The sequence below is a fragment of the Paenibacillus selenitireducens genome (assembly GCF_002021565.1).
Classification (GTDB): domain Bacteria; phylum Bacillota; class Bacilli; order Paenibacillales; family Paenibacillaceae; genus Paenibacillus_K; species Paenibacillus_K selenitireducens.
Genome location: NZ_MSZX01000001.1, coordinates 59942 through 84804 on the forward strand (window position 1 = coordinate 59942; position 24863 = coordinate 84804).

A 24863-nucleotide genomic window follows, 5' to 3' on the forward strand; every position below is an offset into this window, starting at 1 on the left:
TGACAACAAGGAGAATACACATGACAACGACAACAAAAATGAATGATTTCACAGAAATTATTACTGGACGGCGTTCGATTCGCCAATACGACCCGACCGTTAAAATCAGCCGCGAAGAGATGACAGAAATTTTAACGGAAACAACGCTTGCGCCATCTTCGGTGAACATGCAGCCATGGCGGTTCCTCGTGATTGAAAGCGAAGAAGGAAAAGCTACCCTCGCGCCGCTTGCACGATTCAATCAGCAACAGGTAGAGACTTCTGCGGCGGTCATTGCTGTATTCGGAGATTTGAAAAACTTTGAGTATGGCGAACAGATCTACAGTGAGGCGGTTGAACTTGGGTACATGCCGCAAGAAGTGAAAGAGAAGCAAATGGCTGCATTGACGGGATATTTCAATCAGATAGATCCTCGGGATATGAAGGATGTTGTTCTCATCGATGCCGCACTTGCTTCCATGCAATTGATGCTTGTTGCTCGGGAGCATGGCTATGATACGAACCCGATCGGCGGTTTTGAGAAAGATAAGATCGCTGAGGCTTTTGGATTGAACAAAGATCGTTACGTTCCCGTGATGCTTATTTCGATTGGAAAAGCTGCGGTTGAAGGTTACAAATCCGTTCGTCTTCCGATCGAACAAGTCGCGCAATGGAAATAACCATATAACTTGATGAAAGTAAAGGAGATGAAGGATTCCATGATTATCATTCATGCCGTATTCCATATTCATGCAGAGCGCCAACAAGCATTTTTAGAGGAAATTCAACCATTAATTGCAGCTTCAAGAGCAGAGGGCGGTAACGTGTCTTATGACTTGCTTCAAGATACGGAACAGGACCATGTATTCCGGATGGTTGAAATTTGGCAGGACGAGCAAGCAGTGGCGAGCCACAACAGCAGTGATCATTTCACAGGTTTCGTCGCGAAGGCAAGCCGCTTTTTGACAGCGCCGTTAGAGGTCAAAGCGTATCAAGCCGAAGCATTAAAGGCATAGCATATACGTTCAGAATGATCAGTAGAAGTAGACAACCTTTGCTCGATCGCAGGTCGATCAGCAGAGGTTTTTTATTGCGTTCTGGTTGTAAAAAAATACCTGTAGTCAACCTCTGAAAATTATGGTAGAGTATATCAAGTCGGGTGATTAAACAACGACAATTGATAGCTAGCATGGCCCGTTGGTCAAGGGGTTAAGACACCTCCCTTTCACGGAGGTAACAGGGGTTCGAATCCCCTACGGGTCACCATGAAATATGCGGACGTGGCTCAGCGGTAGAGCATCGCCTTGCCAAGGCGAGGGTCGCGGGTTCGATTCCCGTCGTCCGCTCCATAACTTCATAAGCCGGTGTGGCGGAATTGGCAGACGCGCGCGACTCAAAATCGTGAGGGAAACCGTGGGGGTTCGAGTCCCTTCACCGGCATTACTAAAACAGGTTTATAAAATTGCTTTCGAGCAGTTTTATGAGCCTGTTTTTTTTGTGTTCAACATAGTGCTTCCATATTCTTTGTGATAATGTATGTGGGATAGATTCAAGGGAGCTTATAGTAACAGAGACGCTTCGAAAGAGGGATGAGGCATGCCAAATATAATATTAATTGCTGATGATGAGGCAGATATCGTGAACCTGCTGCAGGAATATATTGAAATAAACGGTTATCAAGTGATGACGGCACGGAATGGAAGAGGTGAATGTTGATGCTGACATGATTATGTGGATATTTGAAAATATGCTCTCCAATGCAATCTGATTCGCAAACCACACAATTTCCGTCCGCTTTGAAATAGTAAAAGGAATGTTGGTCATTACATTCAGCGATGATGGGAGTGGTTTTTCAGACGATGATCTTGAGCAAGCAACCAAACCTTTTCATAAAAAGTAAAATCATTGATAACGGTGTTCATTTTGGTTTATGACTTTATATTTGCAAAATATTTTCCGAGAAGCACGGTGGCGGGATTGAGCTTGCCAATAACGAGAATAACGGTGCACGTGTGACTGCAATGTTTCAAAGAACGGTAACAAAACCCTCTGATAATGATTAAGTTGATAAATTGTAGAGATTTTTCCCTTATCCTTTCCTTGTAGCGTAAATGCAAGAGGGATATTTTTTTTGGAAAAATAACATGAAAGGAGCAAATTATTAATCTTGTGCCGTCTTTAAACGTGAGGGTGAATATTATTTTGCCGATTGGGCTGGACGGAAAGAAGGCGGATGTTGACTACATCGAAGATATATTACATACACTAGGTTTTCGAGAAAAGAACCAATCTTCCGACGACGTTGTCCGGCGGTCAGCAGCAGCGAGTTGCTATTGCCCGCGCCATTGTGTCAAGACCGACATTCGTGCTTGATAGGGAACCTGGACAGTCGTTCCAGCGAAGACGTTCATCTGCTACGTTTGTCTGTACAGAAGTACAATTAGACGTTAATTGTCGTTACGCATGATCATGAAGTCGCCGCATTGGCCGACCGAACGGTTCGGGTCGTTGACGGCTCGATCGCTGTGGAGGAATTACAATGAAGATTACAATTTCTAAGAAGAAGTTGCGCTAATTTTTGTGGAGTTAACCTACTTCCATTCCGACGATCAGCGCCGGAAGCGGAAAGCCATTAACGAGTTAAATGCATATCATGTCCAATATAAGCACTTGACATCGGAACAATTACAATAGATAACCTCCAATCAAAGCAAAAAGTAAATGTTGTATAAATTTATATAAATTGGATACATTTCATAAAAAAATAATATAATCCAATAAATGTAATTATCAATGATAGATTTCATATAATAAATTCATATTCTGTATTATTATGGGTTTACAAGGAACCCATATAAATCAATGGAGCTGAAACCTATGATGGTGCACGTTTTTGTAACCAATGATTGTAATTTAAGTTGTGATTACTGTTACGTATCAGAACTAAGAGAAAAACTATATTTTAGAACAGAATTTATTGATTCTTTAATCTCTTTCATCAATAGAGCTTTAAGCCTCAATAAATCAGAAAAAGTGCTCCTGAATTTTTTTGGAGGAGAACCTCTGCTCAATAAGCGTGTAATAGAAGAAATTATTTTAGCTTCGAACAAAATAAACGTAAAAACAAATTTTATGATGACAACAAACGGCACGCTTTTAACAAAAAGTATCATAGATTATCTTGCAGAACATAATTTTATCTTGTCAGTAAGTCTTGATGGTACTCCAGAGGTTCATAACCGGCATCGAACGTACGCTAACGGGGAACCCTCATGGGAAAAAATAAAGCCTAATCTGGAGTATCTACTAAAAAAAATTCCTGGGTCAACTGCAAGGATAACCTACAATTCTGACAATGTTTCAGAACTCTATCAAAGCATCTTATTTTTAGCAGATCAGGGCTTTCAAGAGATTAAGCCTATACCTAACTTTTTAGATGAAGGTTGGGAAGATGAACATTTTTCTATTCTCAGAGAGCAGTTTGATAAAATCGCAAGCTTCTCGGAGAAAAATAAGAATATAGGTCTGTCTATGTTAAAAAAAAAATTACGTATACAAGGGGATTGTTCTGGAGGATTTGATAGTTTTTCAATTAACGCAAATGGCGATATCTACCCATGTACATACGTTGTAGGCGAAGAAAAATTTCGTTTAGGAAATATAAACAGCGCAGATAATTACGAACTGCAGAAGTTTCCTACTGATCATAAGCAGCGGACAGATTGTCAAGGGTGTTCTTATTTTGAGTCCTGTACAAGTTCCAGGTGTATTTTTGTTAACTACAAAATGACCGGAGAACTATGTAAACCAAGCGGTTTCTTTTGCGCATATGAGCGAATGGAAAGTTCTTATGCACTAAGATGAAAGATATCGTATAGCCCTCTACCTATAGTAGAGAGTTATTTGATATATATATTAAATTATGAGGAGGAGAAAAGATGAAAATCAAGCCGGAAAAAAGGGAAGACCTGAGGTTGGATGTTAAAGGATACGGTTGTTGGGATGACTGTGATGTTTATTATGCAAACGCCTCAAATGAATATGGCTGTGGTTGGAAAAAGACTGCTTATAATAATCCATTCGCCTAAAAGTGATGGAAAATGGAAAGCTCTTATACACTAAGATGAAAGATATCAAATTATGAGGAGGAGAAAAGATGAAAATCAAGCCAGAAAAAAGGGAAGACCTGAAGTTGGATGTTAAAGGATACGGTTGTTGGGATGACTGTGATGTTTATTATGTAAACGCCTCAAATGAATATGGCTGTGGTTGGAAAAAGACTGCTTATAATAATCCATTCGCCTAAAAGTAATGGAAAATGGAAAGTTCTTATACACTAAGATGAAAGATATCATATAGCCTCTACCCCTTAGTAGAGAGTTATTTGATATATATATTAAATTATGAGGAGGAGAAAAGATGAAAATCAAGCCGGAAAAAAGGGAAGACCTGAGGTTGGATGTTAAAGGATACGGTTGTTGGGATGACTGTGATGTTTATTATGCAAACGCCTCAAATGAATATGGCTGTGGTTGGAAAAAGACTGCTTATAATAATCCATTCTCCTGAAAGTGATTTGAAAAAGAAGTGCGTTGTATAAACAACGCACTTTTTTTCAAAAGACTAAACTTAAGAATGAAATTATATGTTAACCATCTGAAGGAAGTTAATTATTGAAAATCGGTCAGAAAAGAATGAAAAACTTAAATTAGATGGTAAATGATTTCGATGCCATGGCGATTGTCATGCTTATTATGCTAATAGCGCTAGTACTTATGGATGCGATATATTCTGCTTACCTTAGTACTTTTATGTAAAAATATCCATAAAGCAGTGATTCTGATTATCTGGTATACGGAAATTGGAATATTCCGAGAACAAAAGAGGATGGCGATAGAGATGGCGATGGTAATCAATGCGTTTCAAAAAGTAAATTTCAATAGTAACTGCAGAACATTGGAACATGATAATCATGTTGTTTTAGGAAACATATTAAATGGTCTGTGGATTAAATGCCCTAGTTATGTTTATGATTTCATGAATAATTGCATACAAAAAGAATACAGCGTTAGTGAGATATTAAGTGAATGTCAGGATCAAGAAACAAAAGTATATATGGAGAAATTACTCAGTACATTAAAAAATATAGAAGTTATCAACTATGATACAGAACGTATGACGGTTAATCAGGAAATTAAGCATGTTACCATCGAACTCACTACAGGATGTAATTTGAAGTGTAGTCACTGTTGTGTAAACTGTGGAGACATTCCTAGAGAAGATATGAGTCTAGAAACTTTAAAGGAGTTAATCGATTGGTGTGAGAATAGCGGGGTTTCCGGCATTGCATTAACCGGAGGAGAAATCTTTATTAGAAAAGATATTTGGGATATCCTGAATTATGTTCGAACCAAATTCACAGGTCAAATTGAAGTTATGACCAACGGAACATTAATCAAGAAATCTATGATTCAGACTCTTCGAACTCTGGTTGACAACGTCTCAATTAGCTTAGATGGCTATGATGAACACAGTGTTACAAAAATTCGTGGAGCAGGAGTTTTGGGGAAAGTAGAAAGTACTATAAATAATTTGAAAGAAGTTGGCTTTAAAAGTATTAGTCTGTCAATGGTTTTAACTAAAGAGACAATAACACACAAGGATAAATTTGAAGGATTATGCTTGTCGTTAGATGTTAAGTCTGTTACGAGAGTATTTACACCTGAAGGAAGGGCAGAAAGCAATTATGAGATGTTAAGCCCGCCTTTTAAGATGAGAGTCAAAGATGATTTTTCAGAGAGCGAATGGAACGATCTTCAGAATGCAGCCAGTTTTAAATGCGCCTGTAATTTGGATACTAAGATTTTGGTTTGTTGGAACGGTGATATATATCCTTGTTTTCTTACCAAAAATGAAAATAATCATTTAGGTAATATTTCTGATTTAATAGATGGTAATTTCAAAAAAATACAATTGACACCAATTGTTGACGAAATAGAGCCGTGTCAGCAATGTAATGTAAAATATTTCTGTGCCAGTGCGTGTCCAGGTCATGACAGCAATATATTCTTAAATGAAGAATATAGAAGTGCGATGTGCACGCAGATGAAAGATTATTACACAAAGGTTGTTTGGCAATGAATAACGACAGTAGCCATTTTGGTAAAGAAAAAGTTGTAATAGCTATTATTGATAGTGGAGTAAGCAGTGATTTAAATATCAAAGCCAAGATTAAATACTCTTGTAATATGTCAAGGAACCGTAGTATTGAGGACGGACATGGCCATGGAACTGCACTCGTTGGTATGCTAGATGAGTTTTGCGATAACAAGGTAGAATTCTTAATTATCAAAGTTCTTGATGATCAATGCAGGTGTACTTCCAGCACACTGTTAAGAGCTTTAGATATTGCTATTGAGATGGAACCGGATATTATAAATCTTAGTTTGGGAACAGAAGATTTATCCTTAAGAAGCCAATTTGAAGCCAGATGGAGGACAGCTCTCTCCAAAGATATTCTTTTAGTGACGACAACAAATGAAGATAATATGAGTTTGCCATTCATGATAAGTGGGACTATTGGGGTGAAAGCTAATAGGGCTTTATTAAACGATAGGGAATTGTACGTGGACGATCATTCTGTATTCCATGCAATTGGCTCTCCACACATTATACCTTGGATAAAGGGCAAGTATGTTTTTATTAATAAAAACAGTTTTGCACCACCTTATTTTATACGAGAATTTGTTAACTATAAATTAAATAATTATTCATCTGATAACTATAGTGCTCTGGTTGAATTTATGAAAAAATGTCCTCTCATTACTAAATTAAATATAAAGACTTTAAATGCTGAAATGCCCAATGATTTGGAGTTATACAGTAACTTACTTACTATAGTTCGTAAAATAATTCCAGGGTTCAAAGAGGAGAGAAGCACATTTTCTCAAGGATTAACGATGAACGGATGTTTGGATATTTTGTTTTCTTCGGAAATAATCTTGGATCACAAAATACCATTTACGCATTTCAATCTTCATGATTTTGAGTATCTTTCTAATTTATCTAACAAAATTCAAAAAAATGTTTAAGGGAGTATCTCTTACAAGGAGGGTCAATGAGTAAGCATAACGAAATTATTATCGATCGCTTAAAAGATGTTAAATCCCAGATTATTTGGATTATTCTTTTAACGGTTGTAGCGGCGTTGTTAGAACTTACTATCCCTTTTCTGATGCAGAAAATTATTGACTCAGGGATTATGAAAAAAGACTTTGAATTTGTGGTAATAATAAGTGTTTGTTTAGTACTACTTTATAGTATTATGGCAATTCTGAATTCTTGTATTAATTTAATGTTTGCAAAGTCAAGTGTAAAGGTTATTACAAATTTTAAAAAAGAGATTATTACCAGATTATTAAGATATCCTGTTTCTTTTTTCGATAAAAATAAAACAGGGTATGTGATTTCAAGAGTAGATGAAATAGATTCTCTTAATTCGCTATTTTCTCCGGTTCTGATGAGCTTTTTTAAAAGTATGATTTCATTTATCGGTGCCTTTTTAGTGATTTTAACAATAAGGTGGGAATTGCTGATAGCTGCAATTATATCCATGCCTGTTATCTTCCTGATATCCAGACATACGTCAAAACGAGTATTAAACACTTCAAAAGAATTAAATGAATCTGCAGCAGAGGCGCAAGGTGAAATTCACGAGGATATCGCTGGGCTTTCTGAAATGAAAAACTTCAATTTAGAGAATCATAAAGAAAATGAGATTAAACGTTATTATAATATTATTGCGAAAAAAATAATGAAAAGGAACATATCTACAGTTATTGGCAACGAGGCAGTTTCCTTATTTTCACTTATTTTCAAATCACTATTTATTGTCTTGATCAGTTATTTTATTATTAATGATAAGCTAACGGTAGGATCCTATTTTTCTTTATTGGCTTATATCTCGAATTTATTCACGCCTGTGCAAATGTTCTCGTCTATTAATCTCTCTATACAACCTGCATTTGCGGTTTTGTCTAGAATTAATTACTTTATGGATAATGAAATTGAGGCAGGAAGCAATGGGACAATCATGATTGATAGCATTGATAAAATCCAATTTAAGAATGTTTCCTTTACATATCCCGAGACTGATTGTGAAATCCTGCAAAATATAAACATAGAATTGAGTGAAGGTAAAAAGTTATTTGTTTATGGTCCAAATGGAAGCGGAAAAACAACAATTATTAAATTGATACTGGGATTTTACACTAATTATCAGGGAGATATATTAATTAATGGGTATAATCTTAGAGACATCAATATTAACGCTATGAGGAAAAAGATCGGGATTGTTTCTCAAAAAATATATCTGTTCTCCGGAAGCATTATGGATAACATCAAACAGTGGGATGACGAGATTACGGATGAAGAAGTGTATAATATCTTGGAGAAATACGATTTGTCAGGTGTTCTGAAAGATGAGAAATATAAAAATCATCCCATAAGTGAATCAGGTAAGAACTTGTCTGGAGGCCAAATGCAAGAAATTGCTCTGTCAAGAGCTGTTTTGAGACAACCAAGCTTATTTATATTTGATGAGCCGACGGCGAATCTTGATTCATTGAAAAAAGAAAAATTTATACAGCTCCTAAATAAACTGAACAACAAATTATGTATTATCATCACTCACGATGATTTTTTGATGTCTCAAATGGACCTTGAGCAAGATTTGCTTTTGGATTTATCAGAGACAGAGACGCTTCGAAAGAGGGAAGAGGCATGCCAAATATAATATTAATTGCTGATGATGAGGCAGATATCGTGAACCTGCTACAGGATTATTTTGAAATAAACGGATATAAAGTGATAACGGCGCGGAACGGAACGGAGGCTTTGCAGCAGGCTGGAAATAGCCCGGACATTATATTATTGGATATTAATATGCCTGATGTGGATGGGCTTGAAGTATGTACCCGAATCCGCAATTTCGTGTCCTGTCCTATTATATTTTTAACCGCTAAAGTGGAAGATGTCGATAAAATCAACGGGTTTCGTGTCGGTGGAGATGACTATATTGTCAAGCCGTTCAGCATTGATGAACTCGGAGCTAGAGTGTCTGCACACCTGCGCCGCGATCAAAGACAACACTTTAAGACCCAAACGAAATTTATCGATGATTTAGTCGTTGATTATTCTGCCCGGGTGGTTTATTACAAAAACCATTCGCTTTCTTTTGCCAAAAAAGAATTTGATATTATTGAATTGCTGTCCATGAACTGCGGGCAAATTTTTGATAAAGAGCGCATTTATGAGAGGGTTTGGGGGTGTGACAGTGAGGGGGACAGCACTGTTGTTGCCGAGCATATCCGCAGAATTCGCGCCAAGCTGTCTGCGGTCAATGACCAGACGTATATAGCAACAGTATGGGGTGTGGGATATAGATGGGTAGGATAAAAAGAGTACTCCACAACCTGTCGATTAGAAAGACCTTTATGCTGTACATGCTTATATTTTTACTGGTAGCAGCTCTGCTTAGTGCAATTGCGATTAGCCAAGCGGGTCAGATGCGAAACCATATGTTTTTAAAATATAACGACTCGTATACGCCAGCAGATATTGAAAATCCGGCGATTAGCTACAACATGGAGCAAATCAATACTAGCTATACGTCTAAAGACAAGGATATTATCAATATTTGCGGCTTTGTTGAAACATGGTCAATCCCAATATTTTTTGGACTGTGCATCATGTTGTCCTCTTTTTTGTTTTATCGCAACAAACTGAAAAAACCTATTGAAATATTGAGTCTAGCATCTAAAAAAATAGCGGACAATGACTTGAATTTTTATATTCATCATGACAGCAAGGATGAGATGGGCCAACTCTGCAACTCCTTCGAGAAAATGCGGGCCGCTTTGGATGAAAATAACCGACAAATGTGGCGTTCTATGGAGGAACGCAAACAATTAAACGCTACTTTTTCCCATGACCTACGTACACCGCTGACGGTACTTCGGGGGTATACGGATTTCTTGAACAACTATCTGCCGCAAGGGAAAGTAGGCGAGGAAAAGGTAATGTCCACCGTATCGACAATGTCCGCACATATTTTGCGGCTGGAGAACTATGTGCATATGATGAGTGAGACACAAAGGCTGGAAGACACCTGCATTTCCACAGCAAAAGTGAATGTAGTTTATTTTATTGAACAGCTTAGAAGCACCGCCGAGGTTTTAGTGCAAGGTCAAGCGTTCAACATTACATTTGTAAACACTATTGTCGAAACAGAACTGAACGTTGACGCTGACATTGTTGTGCGGGTATTTGAAAATATGCTATCCAATGCGATCCGATACGTAGACCGCACAATTTCCATACGCTTTGAATTCGTGAAAGAAATGTTGGGCATTACAGTTAGCGATGATGGAAAAGGTTTTTCAGACGAGGATCTTGAGCAGGCAACCAAGCCCTTTTATAAAAGTAAAACAACTAGTGACGGTGTTCATTTTGGTTTAGGCCTCCATATTTGCAAAATATTATCCGAGAAACATGGGGGCAGTATTGGGCTTACGAACAGCGAGAATGGCGGTGCCAGCGTGGCCGCAATGTTTCTATGTACGACGACAACTACATCTAACAACTTCTCTATAAGTTGATAAAAATTAGAGATTTGTGCGTTATCCTTTCCTTGTATTCTAAATGCAAGGAGGAATTCAAATGATTCTGGAAGGAAAAGCATTATGCAAATATTACGGGGAGGGTGAAAATCAGGTTAAGGCTATTCATCAGGTGGATTTCTCCGTGAAGAAAGGGGAATTCATCTCTATCGTGGGCCAGTCCGGCGCGGGTAAAAGCACCTTGATGCATATTATTGGAGGCTTGGATCGTCCAACAAGCGGCGAAGTTATCATCATCGGAACTTCAATCTATTCACTGCCGGTCAATCAATTGGCGGTATTCCGCAGACGGGAGATCGGATTTGTCTTTCAAGGTTTTAATCTCGTGCCATCTCTAAACGTGTGGGAGAATATTATATTGCCGATTGGGCTGGACGGAAAGAAGGCGGATGTCGGCTACATCGAAGATATTTTAAATACACTGGGCATTTACGAGAAAAGAACCAATCTTCCGACGACGTTGTCCGGCGGTCAGCAGCAGCGTGTTGCTATCGCCCGTGCCATTGCATCAAGACCGGCGATCGTGCTTGCCGACGAACCTACGGGGAACTTGGACAGCCGTTCCAGCGGAGATGTTCTGGATCTGCTGCGTTTGTCTGTACAGAAGTATAACCAGACGTTAATTGTCGTAACCCATAATGATGAAGTTGCCAGGCTGGCAGATCGAACGGTGCGGGTCGTTGACGGCTCGATTGCTGTGGAGGCATTGCAATGAGAAATACAATTTCCGTAAAGGATATCTCACTTAAAAATTCGCTTCATCATAAAAGCAGAACCATGCTGACGATACTTACAGCAGCACTATCCGTAGCGCTAATTTTTGTTGTGTTAACCTACTTCCATTCCGACGATCAACGCCAGAAGCGGGAAGCCATTAACGAGTTAGGTGCATATCATGTCCAGTATGAGCACCTGACAACGGAACAATTACAACAGATTACCGCCAATCCAAAGATAGGGAAGTATTATCTTTCTTATTTCACACCCGAGATTGCTTCTAAAATGTTGATGGATCTGAACATATATATGACCATCGGATATACAGAGGGTATAAACGGCGGATTGATCGAACTCAGAGAAGGACAGGCGCCGGTAAAGGAAAATGAAATCGTGCTGGATCAATGGGTCATTGAGGAACTGGGGTATGCCCCCAAGCTAGGTCAGCAGATCACACTGAACTTGCAGGTTACGAATGGCAGCAAGACAGAAGAACTCACACAAACCTTTAAGCTGGTCGGCATTACGGATGATATCGCCGTACGCAAGGCTGCCAGGGCCGGGTTGATGTTCATCTCCAAAGCTTTTGCCCAGCGCTACAGTTCTGACCCCAATGTTACTGTTTTTGCGCTTTTGAAATCAGATTTCAATGCCTCTTCAAATGCGCAGAAAGTTGGTGAAAAGGTAGGATTACAAAACGCTCAAATCAAGATTAATGAGCGTTATACCGGTGCCTATGAGCGGAATCCGGTCTCAATCTTGCAGTCTATACTGGTTGTACTTGTTATTGTGTTGAGCGCCGGAATCGTCATCTATAACATCTTCAACATTTATATTGACCAACAAATTCGTCTGTTTGGAACGATGAAGGCCATAGGCATGGCTCCAAGGCAATTACGCCACATGATTCACACCGAAGGGCTAATTATTTCTCTGATCGGCAGTTGTGTCGGTATTCTGTTGGGAATAGGCGGCAGCCTTGCATTTATACCATTTCTCGGTAGTGCTTCGGTTTCCTCTATGTATGTGGAGATAACACCATATATTGTTGGCGGTTCTTTCATGTTAGGTCTTATCCTCGTCACACTATCCATCCATGTTCCAGCCAGAAGAGTGGGGAGAATCTCGGAGATTGCAGCGATTCGTTATAACCCGGCTGCTGATACGGGGAAGAGATCCAGCAGAACAAGATTAAACAATTCTCTTAGCATTCTAACCCTTGTATTTGCGCAAATCATTCGGCACCGAAAGCGTACCTGGATTACGATAATTTCCATCACTTTGACTGGTCTTGTATATCTGGTTGCTGGCAGCATTCTAAGCAGTATGAACACAAGCAATCTGGTCGGTAAAATGGTTGCCGGCGATTACAAGCTAAGCAGTTCCCTCCGGTCAGATGAAAAGAGCGATCCGATAAATAATGAAGTGATCAAGCAGATCCAATCAATGGAGGGGGTTCAGTCGGTCCTTACCGAGATGTATGACGGCCTTACCTATAATAGGCAGGATGCATCCGCTCACCTATCGGACCTGGACGAAATCAGAAATCCTTACATCTCAACTGCAATTTATGGTTATGACGATGCACTGATGCAACGGGTGATTAAGGGGTTGGGAAAAGGAGGGCTTACACTTGATGAGATGAAGAACGGCAACTATCTCATTGCCATTGCGGATGGCGGTGGAACCTATCAGGCAGGCGATAAAATAAGAATGGCTCAGTACGGGAAACAGCAGGAAGAGCGTGAATTTACTGTTGTCGCTGTACTGCCTTCCTACATTTCCTACAAAGGTAACTCAGAGGAGGGCGGGAGCTTCATCGCCCATCAGAGTATGTTCAAGCAGCTCGGAATGGATCAACGGATCAAGCAGCTCAGCGTGGCGGTCGATAAGGAACAGCAGGCACAGGTGGAGCAAGGTATGAAGGCCATCGCCGCGGCTGACCGAAAGATTGAGTTCGGCTCATTCCGTGAGATATACCAGGAATTTAACGGAATAAAAAAAATTATGGAGCTGGCGGCTTATGGTTTTATTGCTGCGCTGATGGTAATCAGTATTTTTAATCTGGTCAATTCCAATCTAACCAGTATGATCTCAAGAAAACGCGAGATCAGTATGATTGAAGCCATTGGTTTGTCACGGGGCCAGCTAACCCTACAGCTTGGAAGTGAAGGCCTGATAGTGATTGTGGTCAGTCTACTGCTTACTTTCGTCGTGGGGATTCCCGCTGGATACTTGGGAGTAGAAATGTTCAGCCGTGAGGCCACCTATGTGCAATACCAGTTTCCGCTTGAACCTGTTGTGATGCTAATCTGCTCTTACCTTACGGTTCAGGCGCTAACTACCTTATATATGCAAAGGCGGTTTCGGAGAGAAGGTCTAATGGAACGGATTAGATACAGCGAATAACAAATTAAATGGGGGACGGCCATGAGAAAAACGAAAATTGATTTGCTCAGCATTGCTTGGGTACTAGGAATTATTCTCCTAATGACTGGTTGCGGCAGTGGCAATGGAAGTGCAGAGTACAAGGGTGTCAATTACGACGGCGAAGGTAAGACCAAAACAATGGTTGATGTGGCTATTCTAAATGAGGATGAAATCCTGTTCCTACAGCAGGTGAAAATTATCGATGACCATCCTACCGTCTGGAAGGCGCTAGAGGCGATTTCCATGAATGAGAAGGAGGAAATAAACATTGAGAAAGATCAGGAAGGCCACATCAGCAAGATTAACAATCAACAGAATGATGAGCAGAGACAATGGATTCTACAGATAGATAATATTCCTGAAGAGGGAAATGTGGAAGATATTCAGCTTAGCGATGGCCAAGGTATAACATTATCTTATCATGCAAAATGACGGGGCAGCATTCGGGATGGCAAATATATGTTGAGGTGCTTGGGAAATGTTCTGTATAAGAACAGTATACTTGGCAACTTCTATTAGGAGCAAAAGAGAGAGTACCCGCCACAAAAAGGATGTACCTTGCACAAGAGGGAGCACCCGCTCAATGGGTATTCCCTGATGATTCACTTCCTCAGCGCGTTGATCTCCTGCTCCGATAATCCAGTAGCCTTAACAATGGTTGCTATATCCAAATTCAAGGCAAGCATGTTCTTCGCCACTTCCTTGAAGCCTGCCTGCCACGCACCTTCCATCATAGAAGCTTCATCATGCAGATATTTCTGCCGAGCTTCATATAAACGTCGGGCTTCCGAATCCTGGCTCAAGTATTGCAGGGTGTCCATCGCCTTTTTCAATTCCGGTTCATTCATCTTCAGCACCTCCCATTCTGATGTATCGGTACCTTTCAGGAACAACAACTTTCCCTCTACGGTTTTGGCGTAAACGTCAAAAATGGATTGCTTGTCGAGCGGATCGTCCTTATCGGTGTAAGGATTCATCAAGATAATCTCCGTCAGCGGCGGTTCACCAGCTTCAGTGAAAATCCGATTGAGGAAGGCTAATAAAACATCTTTGTTGTTCTAACTGCCAAAAATTCGTTTGAATACAAAGTCCTCTCTGGGGTTAAGCGGCTCCATTACAACCAGCTCCGATACATTTATTATATCATCATCTTCAAGCTATTAAACCAAATAGAAATTGAAAAAGCTATGAGCCCTTTCACGTTTTTAAAAGTTCTCTGGGGAATAAAGAAATCAATATCGCCAGTGAAAAAGAATTATTAGCCGCTGTAGAATCGTATCTTAACGAACAAGATTCAAATGAGAAGTTAACATAAGATCAAGCTGATAAGATTCTAAACGAATGATTTGTGGGGAAATAGTTAAACAAAATAATTATAAGTAATAGTAAGGCCAAGCTTATGAGCCTTTTTATATTTTCAGGCAGTTGCTCATGGAGGCTTTGGCTGAAGAAATTATTGCACTATAATTCAAGTGTGCGTGTATGTTGGCCGTAGTTGAGAAATCACTATGACCCAGCCATTCCTGAATCTCCTTCATGCTCACACCATTGGCCAGTAGAAGACTTGTGCAGCTATGGCGAAGGTCGTGGTATCGTTTACGCGGCAGCATGTTCATTTCCTTAGTAACGCTAGAGGACTAAATCGGGTTACAAGGCCAACATGAGATTCATAAGTTTTGTTATATCAATATATAAGTTTTGAATCTACTGACATCTTGTTATAGCGTGATACAATCTGATTGCATGAGGAGATTCCTCTGGCGTTGTAACCGCTCGCCGATAATCCTTTAGAAATGGGGGGTTAACATGAGACTGAATGAAGTATTGTCTTTAGCCCAAATCGTCTCTTAATCTTAGCAGGAGGCGTTTTTAGTCTGTTAAAAGCCTTCTCTGGAAGCATAAGGTATCGTACGCATCGTCATGATATGATGGTGGAGAATTACTATCATGTTATTGGGAGTGAAAAAACAAATATGCCAGCCTGGCAGACAAAGTTTCCGGGTACCCTGAAGCACAGACTTTTCGTTACCTACATTACATTGCTCATGCTTCCATTATGTATAGCGGTTCTCTATTTATTTCAGCATTTCGAATCCATTCGTCAAAAAGATATGATTGATCGCATGTCGGAACGTATGCAACAGGTTCATGTTTCTCTGACAGATATGATGGCCTTTGCTTATAAGACTCATATCATGCTGAATCAGGACCAAAGCTTGATTCAGATTATGCATGCCCCGGAAAGATATGAGCCTATCGAGAGAAAGAAAATGATAGAAAGCAAGATGTTCGGAATTAATAACAGCTTCTTCTTTCATCAGACGGAGTTGTACTTCAAGTTAATCGATCAAAAAGGAAATGTATATACATCCTATTCGCCCAATGGCCAGCTGACAAATGCGCTGGATGAATTTCAGAATTGGAAGAAAGAATTGAAAAGCGGGCCGCATCCTTACCGATGGGTAGCTGATGATTGGAACGATGTTAATAATAGTCAGGGGAATAAGCTTTTGAGTTTGTATACCGTTCTTGAGGATGAGCTTAGGGGAACTTACGGTGTGGCGCGCATAAGCATTAACATACAGGAATGGTTTCGGAGTACGCTAAAGAATAGCCTTGTCAAACAGGATTTGATGATCTTTACCGGACAAGGTGAGGTTCTGCTTCAAAATAGAGATACAGGATTCCGTAAGGAAACAATAGAGCGAATTGTGTCTGCAGATCATTCAACAGGTCACTATAAAGATGAAAGCTCCCAGTTTCTGGTCAACTATAGCTATCTAGAGGAACTGGACTGGTATGTAGTTAACCAAGTGCCTTTAAATGAACTACTGCATGAATTGCAGCAATTAAGACTGATTTTCTTCCTTTTTTTGAGCCTTCTGATTATTTCATTCGTACTGGCGACCTTCTTTCTGTCGGCTCGAATGACCCGGCCGCTTTATGCGCTTCAACGCAGTATGGAGGAGGCATCAGACAAAAAGCTCAATGTGAAAATTGACATAGGTACCCATGCAACAAGTGAGGTGCGGTCGCTTGGAAAAAGCTTTAACCTGATGATAGATGATATTGTTGCGTTAATTAACAAGCTTAAGCTGGAAGAACGACAAAAACAAGCGGTGCGCTTCCAAATGCTGCTGTCTCAAATGAACCCTCACTTTTTGTTGAACACATTAAATACAGTGAAGTGGATGGCTCGAAAAGAAAAGCAAGAATCTATTGTCGGCATCTGTACCTCCCTGGGGTTAATTTTGGAGGTAAGCCTCAATTCGGAAATCGAGTTAATTCCCTTGGAAGGGGAACTGAAACTTTTGCGCTCTTATGAATCCATTCAAAAATTCCGTTTTCGCGATCATTTCGCTATTATTTATGAAATTGATGAGTCCATTCAGTATGCGCTTGTTCCTAAACTCAGTTTGCAGCCGCTTGTAGAAAATTCCATTGTGCATGGTTTTGATACGGATCAAAGTCAGGGTACCATTTGGGTAAGGGCCCGGGTAGAGGGAAAAGTGCTTATCCTTGAAGTAGAGGATAACGGTATTGGTATGGAGGAGGCATCACGTAAGCCGGGAAGGAGAAGCGGTCATGGAATCGGATTAAGCAACCTGAAGGAACGGCTGAATCTTCTGTTTAAGCAAGAGGCCTCAGTCGAATTCGCGACCGGACCCGAAGGAACTCTTGTGCGGCTTCATTTGCCATTGCTCATTGCAACGCCATATTCGCTAGGAGGAGAAGATAGTCATGTGGACAGTTTTTCTGGTGGAGGATGAAATATTTGTCCGGGAGGCTATTCGGGAAACCGTGGAGTGGGAACGCCACGGTTTTTGCGTTGCGGGAGAGGCGGGAAACGGGAGGGAGGCTCTGGCGGCTATCCTGGAGATGAAGCCCGATGTCGTGATTGCCGATATTGTCATGCCAGGCATGGACGGGATTGAACTGCTGAAGGAAACGCGGAAGGCGGGAATCCGCAGCCGGTTTATTATGCTGACGGCCATGAGCCACTTTGATTACGCCCGAGACGCCCTTCAATATGGCGCCTTTAACTATCTGTTAAAGCTGTCTTTAAATGATGAGGTTCTGTTGGAAAACCTTGCACAGATCAAGGGGGAATTGCTTGAAGAGCTTAAGGGGGTGGGAGAGGCGCTTTATCCCCTTTATCATCGTACCTGGTCGGGCATCTGGGGTACACGCGCATCGGCTCATGAGGATCTGGGCGGAACGGTTGCGGCGGCGGAGAAATTCCGTAGTCTGAAACTTGATATTATTGCCGTGTTGAGCGGAGCCGTTCCCGCTGCTGCGGATCAGGCGGGCATCAGGCCGGAACAGTATCTATTGGTCCAATCCTTTTATGATGCGGGACTGACAACCTTCTTCTGCTGGAACTTTCGAATGGAAGCGGAACATGCCCGCTGGAACAAGCCGAACCGTCCTGCTGGTTTGGCGGCAGGCAGTAGTCTGGCCCGTCTATCCGAGGATTGGCGGCGGGCGCTGAATCAGTTGAACGGCGAGTGGTACGGCCGTGAGATAAGCACGATTAAGGTGTGGCACGAGCTGCCGCCTATCGCGGAGCTGGAAGCCGAGCTGATCCGCTGCTTTGAAGAACGCAATGAACCCAAATGCGCCGAGGCGACAACCCTGATGTGGGAGAGCATGGAAGCCTCGTCGTACTCCCAAATGGAAGTGAAAATGCTGGCGAACCATCTTCTTCATATCCTAACGATGCTGGCAGGACGTAAGTCGGAAGATCGGGAGGGAATCAACGCGGCCATCAGCCATGAATCGCTGCTTGCGCAGGTGCTGCAAACCATACGGGAGCTTATCCGGCACCTGAAGGAGGAAAATGTCAGTTTTACGGACCATCCCGAGGTGAACAGGGTGATTCAATATATGCTGGAGCATTACAAGGAAAATATCAAGGTTGCAGATTTAGCCAGGCTGGTGGCCATCAATGTGGACTACTTAAGCACCGTGTTTCGCAAAAAAACCGGACTGACGCCTGTCAACTATTTGCAAACCATCCGGATCGAACAGGCGAAGCGCTTGCTGCTGCATTCCAAGCTGAATGTAGAGGAGATCGCCTTTCAAACGGGCTTTGCCGACGATGCCTATTTCATCAAGGTATTCAAGCGCATGGTTGGACAAACGCCCAGTTCCTTCAGGCGGGAGAACAATATCTAAGTTTTGTACTATCAACCTACAAGTTTCAACTCTAAGAAGATAAGGCGTAGCTTGGTAAAGTTGGGATGAATCAAATATCCGATTACAGGGAGGTTACAGGTAAGATGAGGAACAGAAAATGGATGAGAGCAGGACTGGTTGCGCTTGTGGCAGTGCCTCTGGCGCTTGTCGGCTGCGGTGGAAAGGGGGACAACAATCAAACGAAGGGAACGGTTTCGCCTACGGTAAGCACGGAGCCTAGCGCCGCGGCAAATAAAGATCCGATCAAGCTTACCATGTGGGGAGGCGTGCCGCCCGAGAACGGTCCCCAAGCGGTTGTAGACAACTGGAACAAGGACAATCCGGATATCCAGGTGGAGTATGTGCGGTACGTCAATGACGAAGCGGGCAACCTGAAGCTGGATACGGCACTCATCTCCAGCCAGCCCGTGGACATGTTCATGAACTATGATTTCAGCGTCTACGAGAAGCGGATTAAAGCGGGCAACGCTCTTGATCTGAGCAAGTTCACCGACTACAATGTGGACGATAAAATGGGCACAGGCGCCTCTTTGTGGAAGGTGGACGGCAAGTATCACGGCGTTCCCACCTCGAAGGGCTTGTCCTTTGTTTGGCTGAACAAGGACATGCTGGATGCCAAGGGTCTTCCGGTTCCCACGGACTGGGGGCTGGACGAGTTCAGGGATTATGCGAACAAACTGAAGGGAGACAAGGTGTGGGGAGCGGCACAATCCGATTATTACTTTAATGTGCCGATCAACGGCTCTATTCTGAAGCAAAGTGTGGTGCTGACGAAGCCGGACGGCACCTCGGCCTTCGACAATCCGCTGACGGTCAAGGCGCTTCATGTATATTCGGACATGATGTTTAAGGACAAGAGCATTATGCCGCATACGGAGCAGCTCACCTCGAAGCCGGCCCTGGATCAGATGTTCGTTAAGGGGGAAACGGCGATGCTGTTCTCCACCGCCCAAATTTTCAGAACCACCAACAATGTGAAGGATTATCCCCGCAGCTTCAAGGTAGCGGCAGCGCCGGCTCCGAAAGTAAATAAGGATCAGACGGACTACATTAACGCCGGAGGATTGGGCGACGTGCTCTCGATCAATCCCCGCACCAAAAGTCCGGAAGCGGCCTGGAAATTTGTCAAGTGGTATGCGGATGGCGGGATGCTGCCGATGGCGGCAGGGGGCCGCGTGCCTTCCTCCAAAGATTTCCCCGTCGATCAGGCGGTCAGCTTGATGTTCAAGGGCGTAGAGAACACGTATGACCTCGACTCGATCAAGCGGGTGATGTTCGGCAACATTCCGGTTGGCTTAAGCACTTTGGACAAAAAGACGGGAAGTGAGCAGCAGGTCGTCTATGACAACATCTTCTCGCAGAAGCTGACCCCCGAGGAAGGTGCGAAGGAGCTGGCGCGGGTGCATAACGAGAACCTGCAATCTTCCAAAAAATAGGATAGCTGAAAGCCAAAGGAGAGGCAGGGACATTTGTGCCGTGCTTCTCCTTTGCTGTAAGCCCATGCCGGGGCTGTTTAGATATTCGGCGTATTTATGAGCCGGCAATTTTTATGAGCATTCCCCATGAAATATCCGAAGCGGCCTTCATTGACGGGACGGGGCATTACCGGATTTTACATGGACCAGGAACGATTATGAGAATACGCTGATTTTCCTGCTGAACAAGAAGCTTTACACGGTTCCGTTTGGTATGCAGAACTTCATGCTGGAAGCCGGTGTGGATTACAACTTGATGATGGCTGCCGCCACAGCAGGCGTCGTGCCCCTACTCATCGTATTCTTCTTGGGCCAAAAGTATATTATTCAAGGCTTTTCAAGCTCTGCCGTCAAAGGATAATGAGCTACGGCAAGCAATAACAGGAGGTGTAATTTATGGTGAAAAAATTATATATATTTTTTTTCTCTGCCGTAATTGTACTATCTACCGTCCAATTTACGTGGTTGAATTCAGGTGTAGCCTCTGCTTCCGCCTCCGACCCCTTGCCCTACTCGAGCACGTTCGATAACTGGACTGTCGGTCGCAGCGGTTCGATCAACGCTGCCTTCACCGCAACTCTCAATGGCCACACGGGGGCCGCTCTCAGCATCGTCAATCAGACGCCCAAAGCCTCGAACACCTTCGCCCAGATCTATCAGACGGTCACGGTCAAGCCTACTACGCTCTACCGCTTCAGTGCGTGGGTCGCGTCGGATGGGTTACCCTCCACTGGCGCGCTGCAGGCCATTCTCAGCGATGACTGGGGAACGCGGTACAGCTTCCCCAGCGGAACCTACGCGTGGCGTCAGGTGACCTGGACCTACACGACGACGTCAAGCCAGACGAGCATGACGCTCCGCCTCGGCATACAGGAACCGACCCCTGGGGTGCGTATCGACGACATGACGATGGTCGAGGACGGCACCACTCAGAACCTGCTTAGCAACGGTGGCTTCGAACAGCACTCCTACTACTTCGGAGTCTCGAACAGCACGCTGCTGTTGGATCCGGACACGGCGGCGATCAACTTCATCACCGACGCGCCCAACCCCACCTCGGCCAGCTGGACGGTCCGTGATGTCCGAGGCCTGCCGGTCACGAACGGAACGGCGACTTACGCCAGCGGAAAAGCCAACGTGGACCTCTCCGGCCTCGGCAACGGCTTCTACACCATCGAGGCGACGTCGATCGCTGACAACGGCCCCCTCAACCTGACGACATCTTTCGGTGTCGTGCCGCCCATGCCCGCAGCCGCGAAGTCCTCTGATTCGCCGTTCGGTGTTGGAATTCACGGTCTCGACAGCACCGTGATCGCGGGTCTGTCGCGCATCGGCATTACGCACGCGCGGACCGACGCTGCGTGGTCGTCCGTTGAAAAGTCACCGGGCGTCTACACGTTTCCGAGTACACTGACCGACGGCCTTGCTGCGCTGCACAATGCCGGGATCGAGCCGCTGCTGATCTCCGACTACCGTAACACCCTCTACGACGATAACCTGACCCCGAGCTCACCTGAAGGTCTGGCCGCCTACGGCAACTACACCGCTGCGCTAAACGACCAGTTCAAGAACTACTCGCAGGCCACGGAGGTTTACAACGAGTTCAACATCAACTTCAACAACGGCAAGTGCGGTCGCACTCCGGCCTGCTACGTGCAGTTGCTGAAGGCAGCCGGGGCGGCAGTGAACGCGAAGAACCCCGACGGTGAGCTCGTCGGGCCGGCGATCTCCGGAGCGTCGGTGGACTTCGTCAAGCAGGTGCTCCAGGGCGGCGGCTCCGACATCCTGAGCGCCGTTTCGATCCACCCTTACCGGCACCCGCAGGCGCCCGAAGGCATGGAGAACCAGATGTCCTCGATGGTGAAGACCATCAAGGACACCGCGGGCAAGGACATCCCGCTGTGGCTGACCGAATACGGCTGGCCGACAAACACCCCAGTCAACGGCATCACCGACTCCATGCAGGCCGACTATCTTGTCCGCTCAAGCGTGCTTTCGATGGCTGGCGGCGTGGCGAGACTGTATTGGTACGACGCCCGGGACGACGGAACCGACCCCAACAACCAGGAGCATAACTTCGGCTTGTTCGAAGTGCGCCGTGCCACCGCGGTGAACGCGGCCGAGCCCAAGGTCTCCGCGGTCGCGCAGGCTGTCATGGCTGCAGAGCTGGCGGGCAAGACGCTAACCAGCCGCGATTCGCTCGACTCATCGACGTACTCATACGTCTTCGGATCGGGAAGCGACGCGACCCGCGTCATGTGGGCTCCGAGCGGCGGAAAGACGGTCACGCTGACCACCGACCAGCCGCTGACGCTCACCGATGAGTACGGTGCGCAGACCACGCTGACCCCATATGCGGGAGCGGTGAACGTCGCGTTGACTGAGCACCCGGTCTACGTCACCGGTGCACCCACCGTTGTCGCGCTCAGCACAACTCCCGGCGTCACGCTTCAGACCTCTTCGACGGTCGCACAGGGCGAGAGCATCGAGGTGCGGGCCGTGGTCGATCGCAGCGGTGCCAACTGCCAGTCCGTGCCGTCGACCGTCACCTTCAACATCGAAGGTCAGCAGAAGGACGTCCAGGTGGACGGATGTACCACCGGCGAGGCCGTCTTCGACGTGCCGACCACTGCGTCGCAGACCGCCAGCTGGGTGACTGGCAAGGCGTCCACGAACGGCGGTAAGTTCGCGAGCCTTGCGATCTCCACCATCTCGATCACACAGGCCGTTACGGCGAACGTCGATCTGCAGCTTGTTCGCGATGGCGACGGGTACGCCGAGCAGGCGGTCATCACCGTTGCGAACAAGTCTCGCATCACGCCGATCACCCTGAACAACATCACGTGGAAGGTCGGCAACCAATCGGACACGATCGACGAAACCTCGACCGTCGAGGCCGGCAAGAGCGTACAGCACAGGCTCCCCTTGCCAAGTCTTCAGCTGTGGAAGCAGGGATACCTCGACCTGAGCGTCGGCGTCCAAGACAAGGATCCGGTGACTCTGCACCGGTCCGTGGGTATAGGTCCGATCGAGCCGGACAGTAACGCCACCGTAGCGCCGATTGACCTCGCAACTGATGTTACGTGGCAGAAGTACACCGCGGACTGGGGCGGTGCGTCCGATCTCAGCGGAACCGTCAAGATCACCGAGACCTCCAGAGGGATTCACTTCCACGCAGAGGTGCAAGATGACGTGTTCTATCAGACGAACCCTGCGGGCAACATGTACAACGGCGACTCGATCCAGATGTCGTTCTCGCCGGCACAGCCGGGCGCCTCGCAAGAGCGCACCGAGATCGGTCTTGCCCTCACGCCGAGTGGCCCCGCCGCCTACACCTTCGCAGCGACGGGACTTGCCGTGACGGGATCCACCCCGACGGATAGCCTCTCGATTACTCAGTCTGGCACCGTGACGACTTACGACGCCGTCATTCCGTGGCAGAGCTTTGGGCTCACCGCCGCACCTACGGGAACGTTCGCTTTCTCGTTCCTCGTGAACGACGACGATGGCGCCGGCCGTAAGGGCTTCTTGGAGTGGTCGTCCGGCATCGGGAAGAGCAAGGACACCAGCGTCCACTTCCCCATGCAGCTCACCAGTGAGTTGCACGCACCGGACGAGACCGCACCCGTCAGCGTCACACGGATCAGCCCGGAGGAGCCGACCGGCTCTAACGGATGGTATACGTCGGATGTAACGGTAACCCTCAGCGCTTCGGACGATCTGTCGGGCGTAGCGAAGACAGAATACAGTTTAGATAATGGAGCAACCTGGACACCTTATACGGCACCAGTAACCTTCAATCAGGACGGCATATATACCGTTAACTATCGTTCGACGGACCAAGCCGGGAATGTAGAAGTGGCTAAATCCGTCAGCTTCAAACGAGATTCGAAGGCGCCGACCATCACGGTAACCGGTTTGGTATACGGTTCTTATCCCGACTCCGGGGAGATTGTGCCAATCGTTACGCTTAGCGATCGATTGTCCGGTGTGGACAGCACGAAATTTGAGGTAAAGTTGGATACGTATGGGGTACAACCGGGATCGACGATTCCCCTCTATACTCTTCCGCTTGGTCCGCATACGTACAACGTAACGGCTATAGATCTGGCGGGGAACGCAGACAGCCAAACGATCGTATTCGAAACGACGACGAGTATAGAAGCCTTGAAGTCGTTAATTGCCAACTTTAAGAATACCGGTTGGATTGATAATGCCGGTATTGCGAATAGCTTGCAGCGCAAATTGGACGCGCCTAATCTGACTGGATTTGTAAACGAAGTGAAGGCACAAACCGGTAAACATCTGACAACCCAGGCGGCAGACTATTTACTTCGGGATGCCCAATACTTAATGGAGTTGAAGTAACCAAGAATGCATGAAT

General features: G+C 44.8%; 20 protein-coding genes, 3 tRNA genes and 2 pseudogenes. 23 read left to right on the forward strand and 2 right to left on the reverse strand.

The window, feature by feature from the left end; translation table 11 throughout:
- Positions 1 to 20: 20 nt before the first annotated feature.
- From BVG16_RS00315 to BVG16_RS00385, 18 genes and pseudogenes are all read left to right on the forward strand, one after another.
- The gene (locus BVG16_RS00315) at positions 21 to 659 is read left to right on the forward strand and encodes a nitroreductase family protein (RefSeq protein WP_078496513.1); all 639 of its coding nucleotides are present in this window, start codon (positions 21 to 23) and stop codon (positions 657 to 659) included.
- Between the two features lie 39 nt (positions 660 to 698).
- Entirely contained in the window at positions 699 to 995 is a 297-nt protein-coding gene (locus tag BVG16_RS00320) for a putative quinol monooxygenase (RefSeq protein ID WP_078496515.1), read from the forward strand.
- Between the two features lie 175 nt (positions 996 to 1170).
- A tRNA-Glu gene (locus tag BVG16_RS00325) sits at positions 1171 to 1245 on the forward strand.
- 8 nt (positions 1246 to 1253) lie between these two features.
- Positions 1254 to 1328, forward strand: a tRNA-Gly gene (locus BVG16_RS00330).
- A gap of 11 nt (positions 1329 to 1339) precedes the next feature.
- Positions 1340 to 1419: transfer RNA gene (locus BVG16_RS00335), tRNA-Leu, on the forward strand.
- Between the two features lie 859 nt (positions 1420 to 2278).
- A pseudogene (locus BVG16_RS33945) lies at positions 2279 to 2446 on the forward strand (ATP-binding cassette domain-containing protein); the annotation flags it as partial.
- Positions 2447 to 2856: 410 nt separating this feature from the next.
- Entirely contained in the window at positions 2857 to 3843 is a 987-nt protein-coding gene (locus BVG16_RS00345) for a radical SAM/SPASM domain-containing protein (RefSeq protein WP_158081578.1), read from the forward strand.
- Between the two features lie 74 nt (positions 3844 to 3917).
- Positions 3918 to 4067 (forward strand): hypothetical protein, encoded by a 150-nt coding sequence (locus BVG16_RS32655; protein ID WP_158081579.1) that lies wholly within the window; start codon positions 3918 to 3920, stop codon positions 4065 to 4067.
- 68 nt (positions 4068 to 4135) lie between these two features.
- Positions 4136 to 4285 carry a hypothetical protein gene (locus tag BVG16_RS32660; RefSeq protein WP_158081580.1) on the forward strand — a complete coding sequence of 50 codons (150 nt, stop codon included), beginning with the start codon at positions 4136 to 4138 and terminating at the stop codon, positions 4283 to 4285.
- A gap of 113 nt (positions 4286 to 4398) precedes the next feature.
- Complete coding sequence (locus BVG16_RS32665; protein ID WP_158081581.1) at positions 4399 to 4548, forward strand: hypothetical protein; 150 nt, start codon at positions 4399 to 4401, stop codon at positions 4546 to 4548.
- 330 nt (positions 4549 to 4878) lie between these two features.
- On the forward strand, positions 4879 to 6120 hold the full coding sequence (locus BVG16_RS00350) for a radical SAM/SPASM domain-containing protein (RefSeq protein ID WP_158081582.1): 1242 nt from the start codon (positions 4879 to 4881) through the stop codon (positions 6118 to 6120).
- Positions 6117 to 7070: a S8 family serine peptidase gene (locus BVG16_RS00355; RefSeq protein ID WP_078496522.1), complete on the forward strand. Its 954-nt coding sequence runs from the start codon at positions 6117 to 6119 to the stop codon at positions 7068 to 7070. Before BVG16_RS00350 ends, BVG16_RS00355 begins: the two co-directional genes overlap by 4 nt.
- Before the next feature lie 26 nt (positions 7071 to 7096).
- A complete protein-coding gene (locus BVG16_RS00360; RefSeq protein WP_078496524.1) occupies positions 7097 to 8773 on the forward strand; it encodes an ABC transporter ATP-binding protein in 1677 nt (558 codons plus the stop codon).
- Positions 8761 to 9435, forward strand: coding sequence for a response regulator transcription factor (locus tag BVG16_RS00365; RefSeq protein WP_078496526.1), 675 nt, complete (start codon positions 8761 to 8763; stop codon positions 9433 to 9435). Before BVG16_RS00360 ends, BVG16_RS00365 begins: the two co-directional genes overlap by 13 nt.
- Entirely contained in the window at positions 9423 to 10637 is a 1215-nt protein-coding gene (locus BVG16_RS00370) for a HAMP domain-containing sensor histidine kinase (protein WP_078496528.1), read from the forward strand. The genes BVG16_RS00365 and BVG16_RS00370 overlap by 13 nt, the downstream gene beginning before the upstream one ends.
- A gap of 61 nt (positions 10638 to 10698) precedes the next feature.
- Entirely contained in the window at positions 10699 to 11373 is a 675-nt protein-coding gene (locus BVG16_RS00375; protein WP_456299472.1) for an ABC transporter ATP-binding protein, read from the forward strand.
- Positions 11370 to 13784 carry an ABC transporter permease gene (locus BVG16_RS00380; RefSeq protein WP_078496529.1) on the forward strand — a complete coding sequence of 805 codons (2415 nt, stop codon included), beginning with the start codon at positions 11370 to 11372 and terminating at the stop codon, positions 13782 to 13784. The genes BVG16_RS00375 and BVG16_RS00380 overlap by 4 nt, the downstream gene beginning before the upstream one ends.
- A 21-nt stretch (positions 13785 to 13805) precedes the next feature.
- A complete protein-coding gene (locus BVG16_RS00385) occupies positions 13806 to 14237 on the forward strand; it encodes a hypothetical protein (protein ID WP_078496531.1) in 432 nt (143 codons plus the stop codon).
- 170 nt (positions 14238 to 14407) lie between these two features.
- Here the strand turns inward: BVG16_RS00385 and BVG16_RS00390 are convergent.
- Both BVG16_RS00390 and BVG16_RS00395 read right to left on the reverse strand, forming a co-directional pair.
- A pseudogene (locus BVG16_RS00390) lies at positions 14408 to 14920 on the reverse strand (PD-(D/E)XK nuclease family transposase).
- Between the two features lie 294 nt (positions 14921 to 15214).
- Entirely contained in the window at positions 15215 to 15421 is a 207-nt protein-coding gene (locus tag BVG16_RS00395; protein ID WP_198957393.1) for a tyrosine-type recombinase/integrase, read from the reverse strand.
- 357 nt (positions 15422 to 15778) lie between these two features.
- Between BVG16_RS00395 and BVG16_RS00400 the strand changes: the two genes are divergently transcribed.
- From BVG16_RS00400 to BVG16_RS00415, 5 genes are all read left to right on the forward strand, one after another.
- A complete protein-coding gene (locus BVG16_RS00400; protein WP_158081583.1) occupies positions 15779 to 17575 on the forward strand; it encodes a cache domain-containing sensor histidine kinase in 1797 nt (598 codons plus the stop codon).
- Positions 17547 to 18983, forward strand: coding sequence for a helix-turn-helix domain-containing protein (locus BVG16_RS00405; RefSeq protein WP_078496535.1), 1437 nt, complete (start codon positions 17547 to 17549; stop codon positions 18981 to 18983). The genes BVG16_RS00400 and BVG16_RS00405 overlap by 29 nt, the downstream gene beginning before the upstream one ends.
- A 104-nt stretch (positions 18984 to 19087) precedes the next feature.
- The gene (locus BVG16_RS00410) at positions 19088 to 20440 is read left to right on the forward strand and encodes an ABC transporter substrate-binding protein (RefSeq protein ID WP_078496537.1); all 1353 of its coding nucleotides are present in this window, start codon (positions 19088 to 19090) and stop codon (positions 20438 to 20440) included.
- A 253-nt stretch (positions 20441 to 20693) separates the two neighbouring features.
- Entirely contained in the window at positions 20694 to 20840 is a 147-nt protein-coding gene (locus BVG16_RS32670; protein WP_158081584.1) for a hypothetical protein, read from the forward strand.
- Positions 20841 to 20875: 35 nt separating this feature from the next.
- Complete coding sequence (locus BVG16_RS00415; RefSeq protein ID WP_078496539.1) at positions 20876 to 24847, forward strand: OmpL47-type beta-barrel domain-containing protein; 3972 nt, start codon at positions 20876 to 20878, stop codon at positions 24845 to 24847.
- Positions 24848 to 24863 lie beyond the last annotated feature (16 nt).

Coding starts and splice junctions, on each gene's coding strand:
- BVG16_RS00315 (WP_078496513.1), top strand. CDS start 21: ATGACAACGACAACAAAAATGAATGATTTCACAGAAATTATTACTGGA.
- BVG16_RS00350 (WP_158081582.1), top strand. CDS start 4,879: ATGGCGATGGTAATCAATGCGTTTCAAAAAGTAAATTTCAATAGTAAC.
- BVG16_RS00355 (WP_078496522.1), top strand. CDS start 6,117: ATGAATAACGACAGTAGCCATTTTGGTAAAGAAAAAGTTGTAATAGCT.
- BVG16_RS00320 (WP_078496515.1), top strand. CDS start 699: ATGATTATCATTCATGCCGTATTCCATATTCATGCAGAGCGCCAACAA.
- BVG16_RS00375 (WP_456299472.1), top strand. CDS start 10,699: ATGATTCTGGAAGGAAAAGCATTATGCAAATATTACGGGGAGGGTGAA.
- BVG16_RS00365 (WP_078496526.1), top strand. CDS start 8,761: ATGCCAAATATAATATTAATTGCTGATGATGAGGCAGATATCGTGAAC.
- BVG16_RS00415 (WP_078496539.1), top strand. CDS start 20,876: ATGGTGAAAAAATTATATATATTTTTTTTCTCTGCCGTAATTGTACTA.
- BVG16_RS00400 (WP_158081583.1), top strand. CDS start 15,779: ATGCCAGCCTGGCAGACAAAGTTTCCGGGTACCCTGAAGCACAGACTT.
- BVG16_RS32655 (WP_158081579.1), top strand. CDS start 3,918: ATGAAAATCAAGCCGGAAAAAAGGGAAGACCTGAGGTTGGATGTTAAA.
- BVG16_RS00360 (WP_078496524.1), top strand. CDS start 7,097: ATGAGTAAGCATAACGAAATTATTATCGATCGCTTAAAAGATGTTAAA.
- BVG16_RS00380 (WP_078496529.1), top strand. CDS start 11,370: ATGAGAAATACAATTTCCGTAAAGGATATCTCACTTAAAAATTCGCTT.
- BVG16_RS32670 (WP_158081584.1), top strand. CDS start 20,694: ATGCAGAACTTCATGCTGGAAGCCGGTGTGGATTACAACTTGATGATG.
- BVG16_RS32660 (WP_158081580.1), top strand. CDS start 4,136: ATGAAAATCAAGCCAGAAAAAAGGGAAGACCTGAAGTTGGATGTTAAA.
- BVG16_RS32665 (WP_158081581.1), top strand. CDS start 4,399: ATGAAAATCAAGCCGGAAAAAAGGGAAGACCTGAGGTTGGATGTTAAA.
- BVG16_RS00410 (WP_078496537.1), top strand. CDS start 19,088: ATGAGGAACAGAAAATGGATGAGAGCAGGACTGGTTGCGCTTGTGGCA.
- BVG16_RS00345 (WP_158081578.1), top strand. CDS start 2,857: ATGATGGTGCACGTTTTTGTAACCAATGATTGTAATTTAAGTTGTGAT.
- BVG16_RS00370 (WP_078496528.1), top strand. CDS start 9,423: ATGGGTAGGATAAAAAGAGTACTCCACAACCTGTCGATTAGAAAGACC.
- BVG16_RS00395 (WP_198957393.1), bottom strand. CDS start 15,421: ATGAACATGCTGCCGCGTAAACGATACCACGACCTTCGCCATAGCTGC.
- BVG16_RS00405 (WP_078496535.1), top strand. CDS start 17,547: ATGTGGACAGTTTTTCTGGTGGAGGATGAAATATTTGTCCGGGAGGCT.
- BVG16_RS00385 (WP_078496531.1), top strand. CDS start 13,806: ATGAGAAAAACGAAAATTGATTTGCTCAGCATTGCTTGGGTACTAGGA.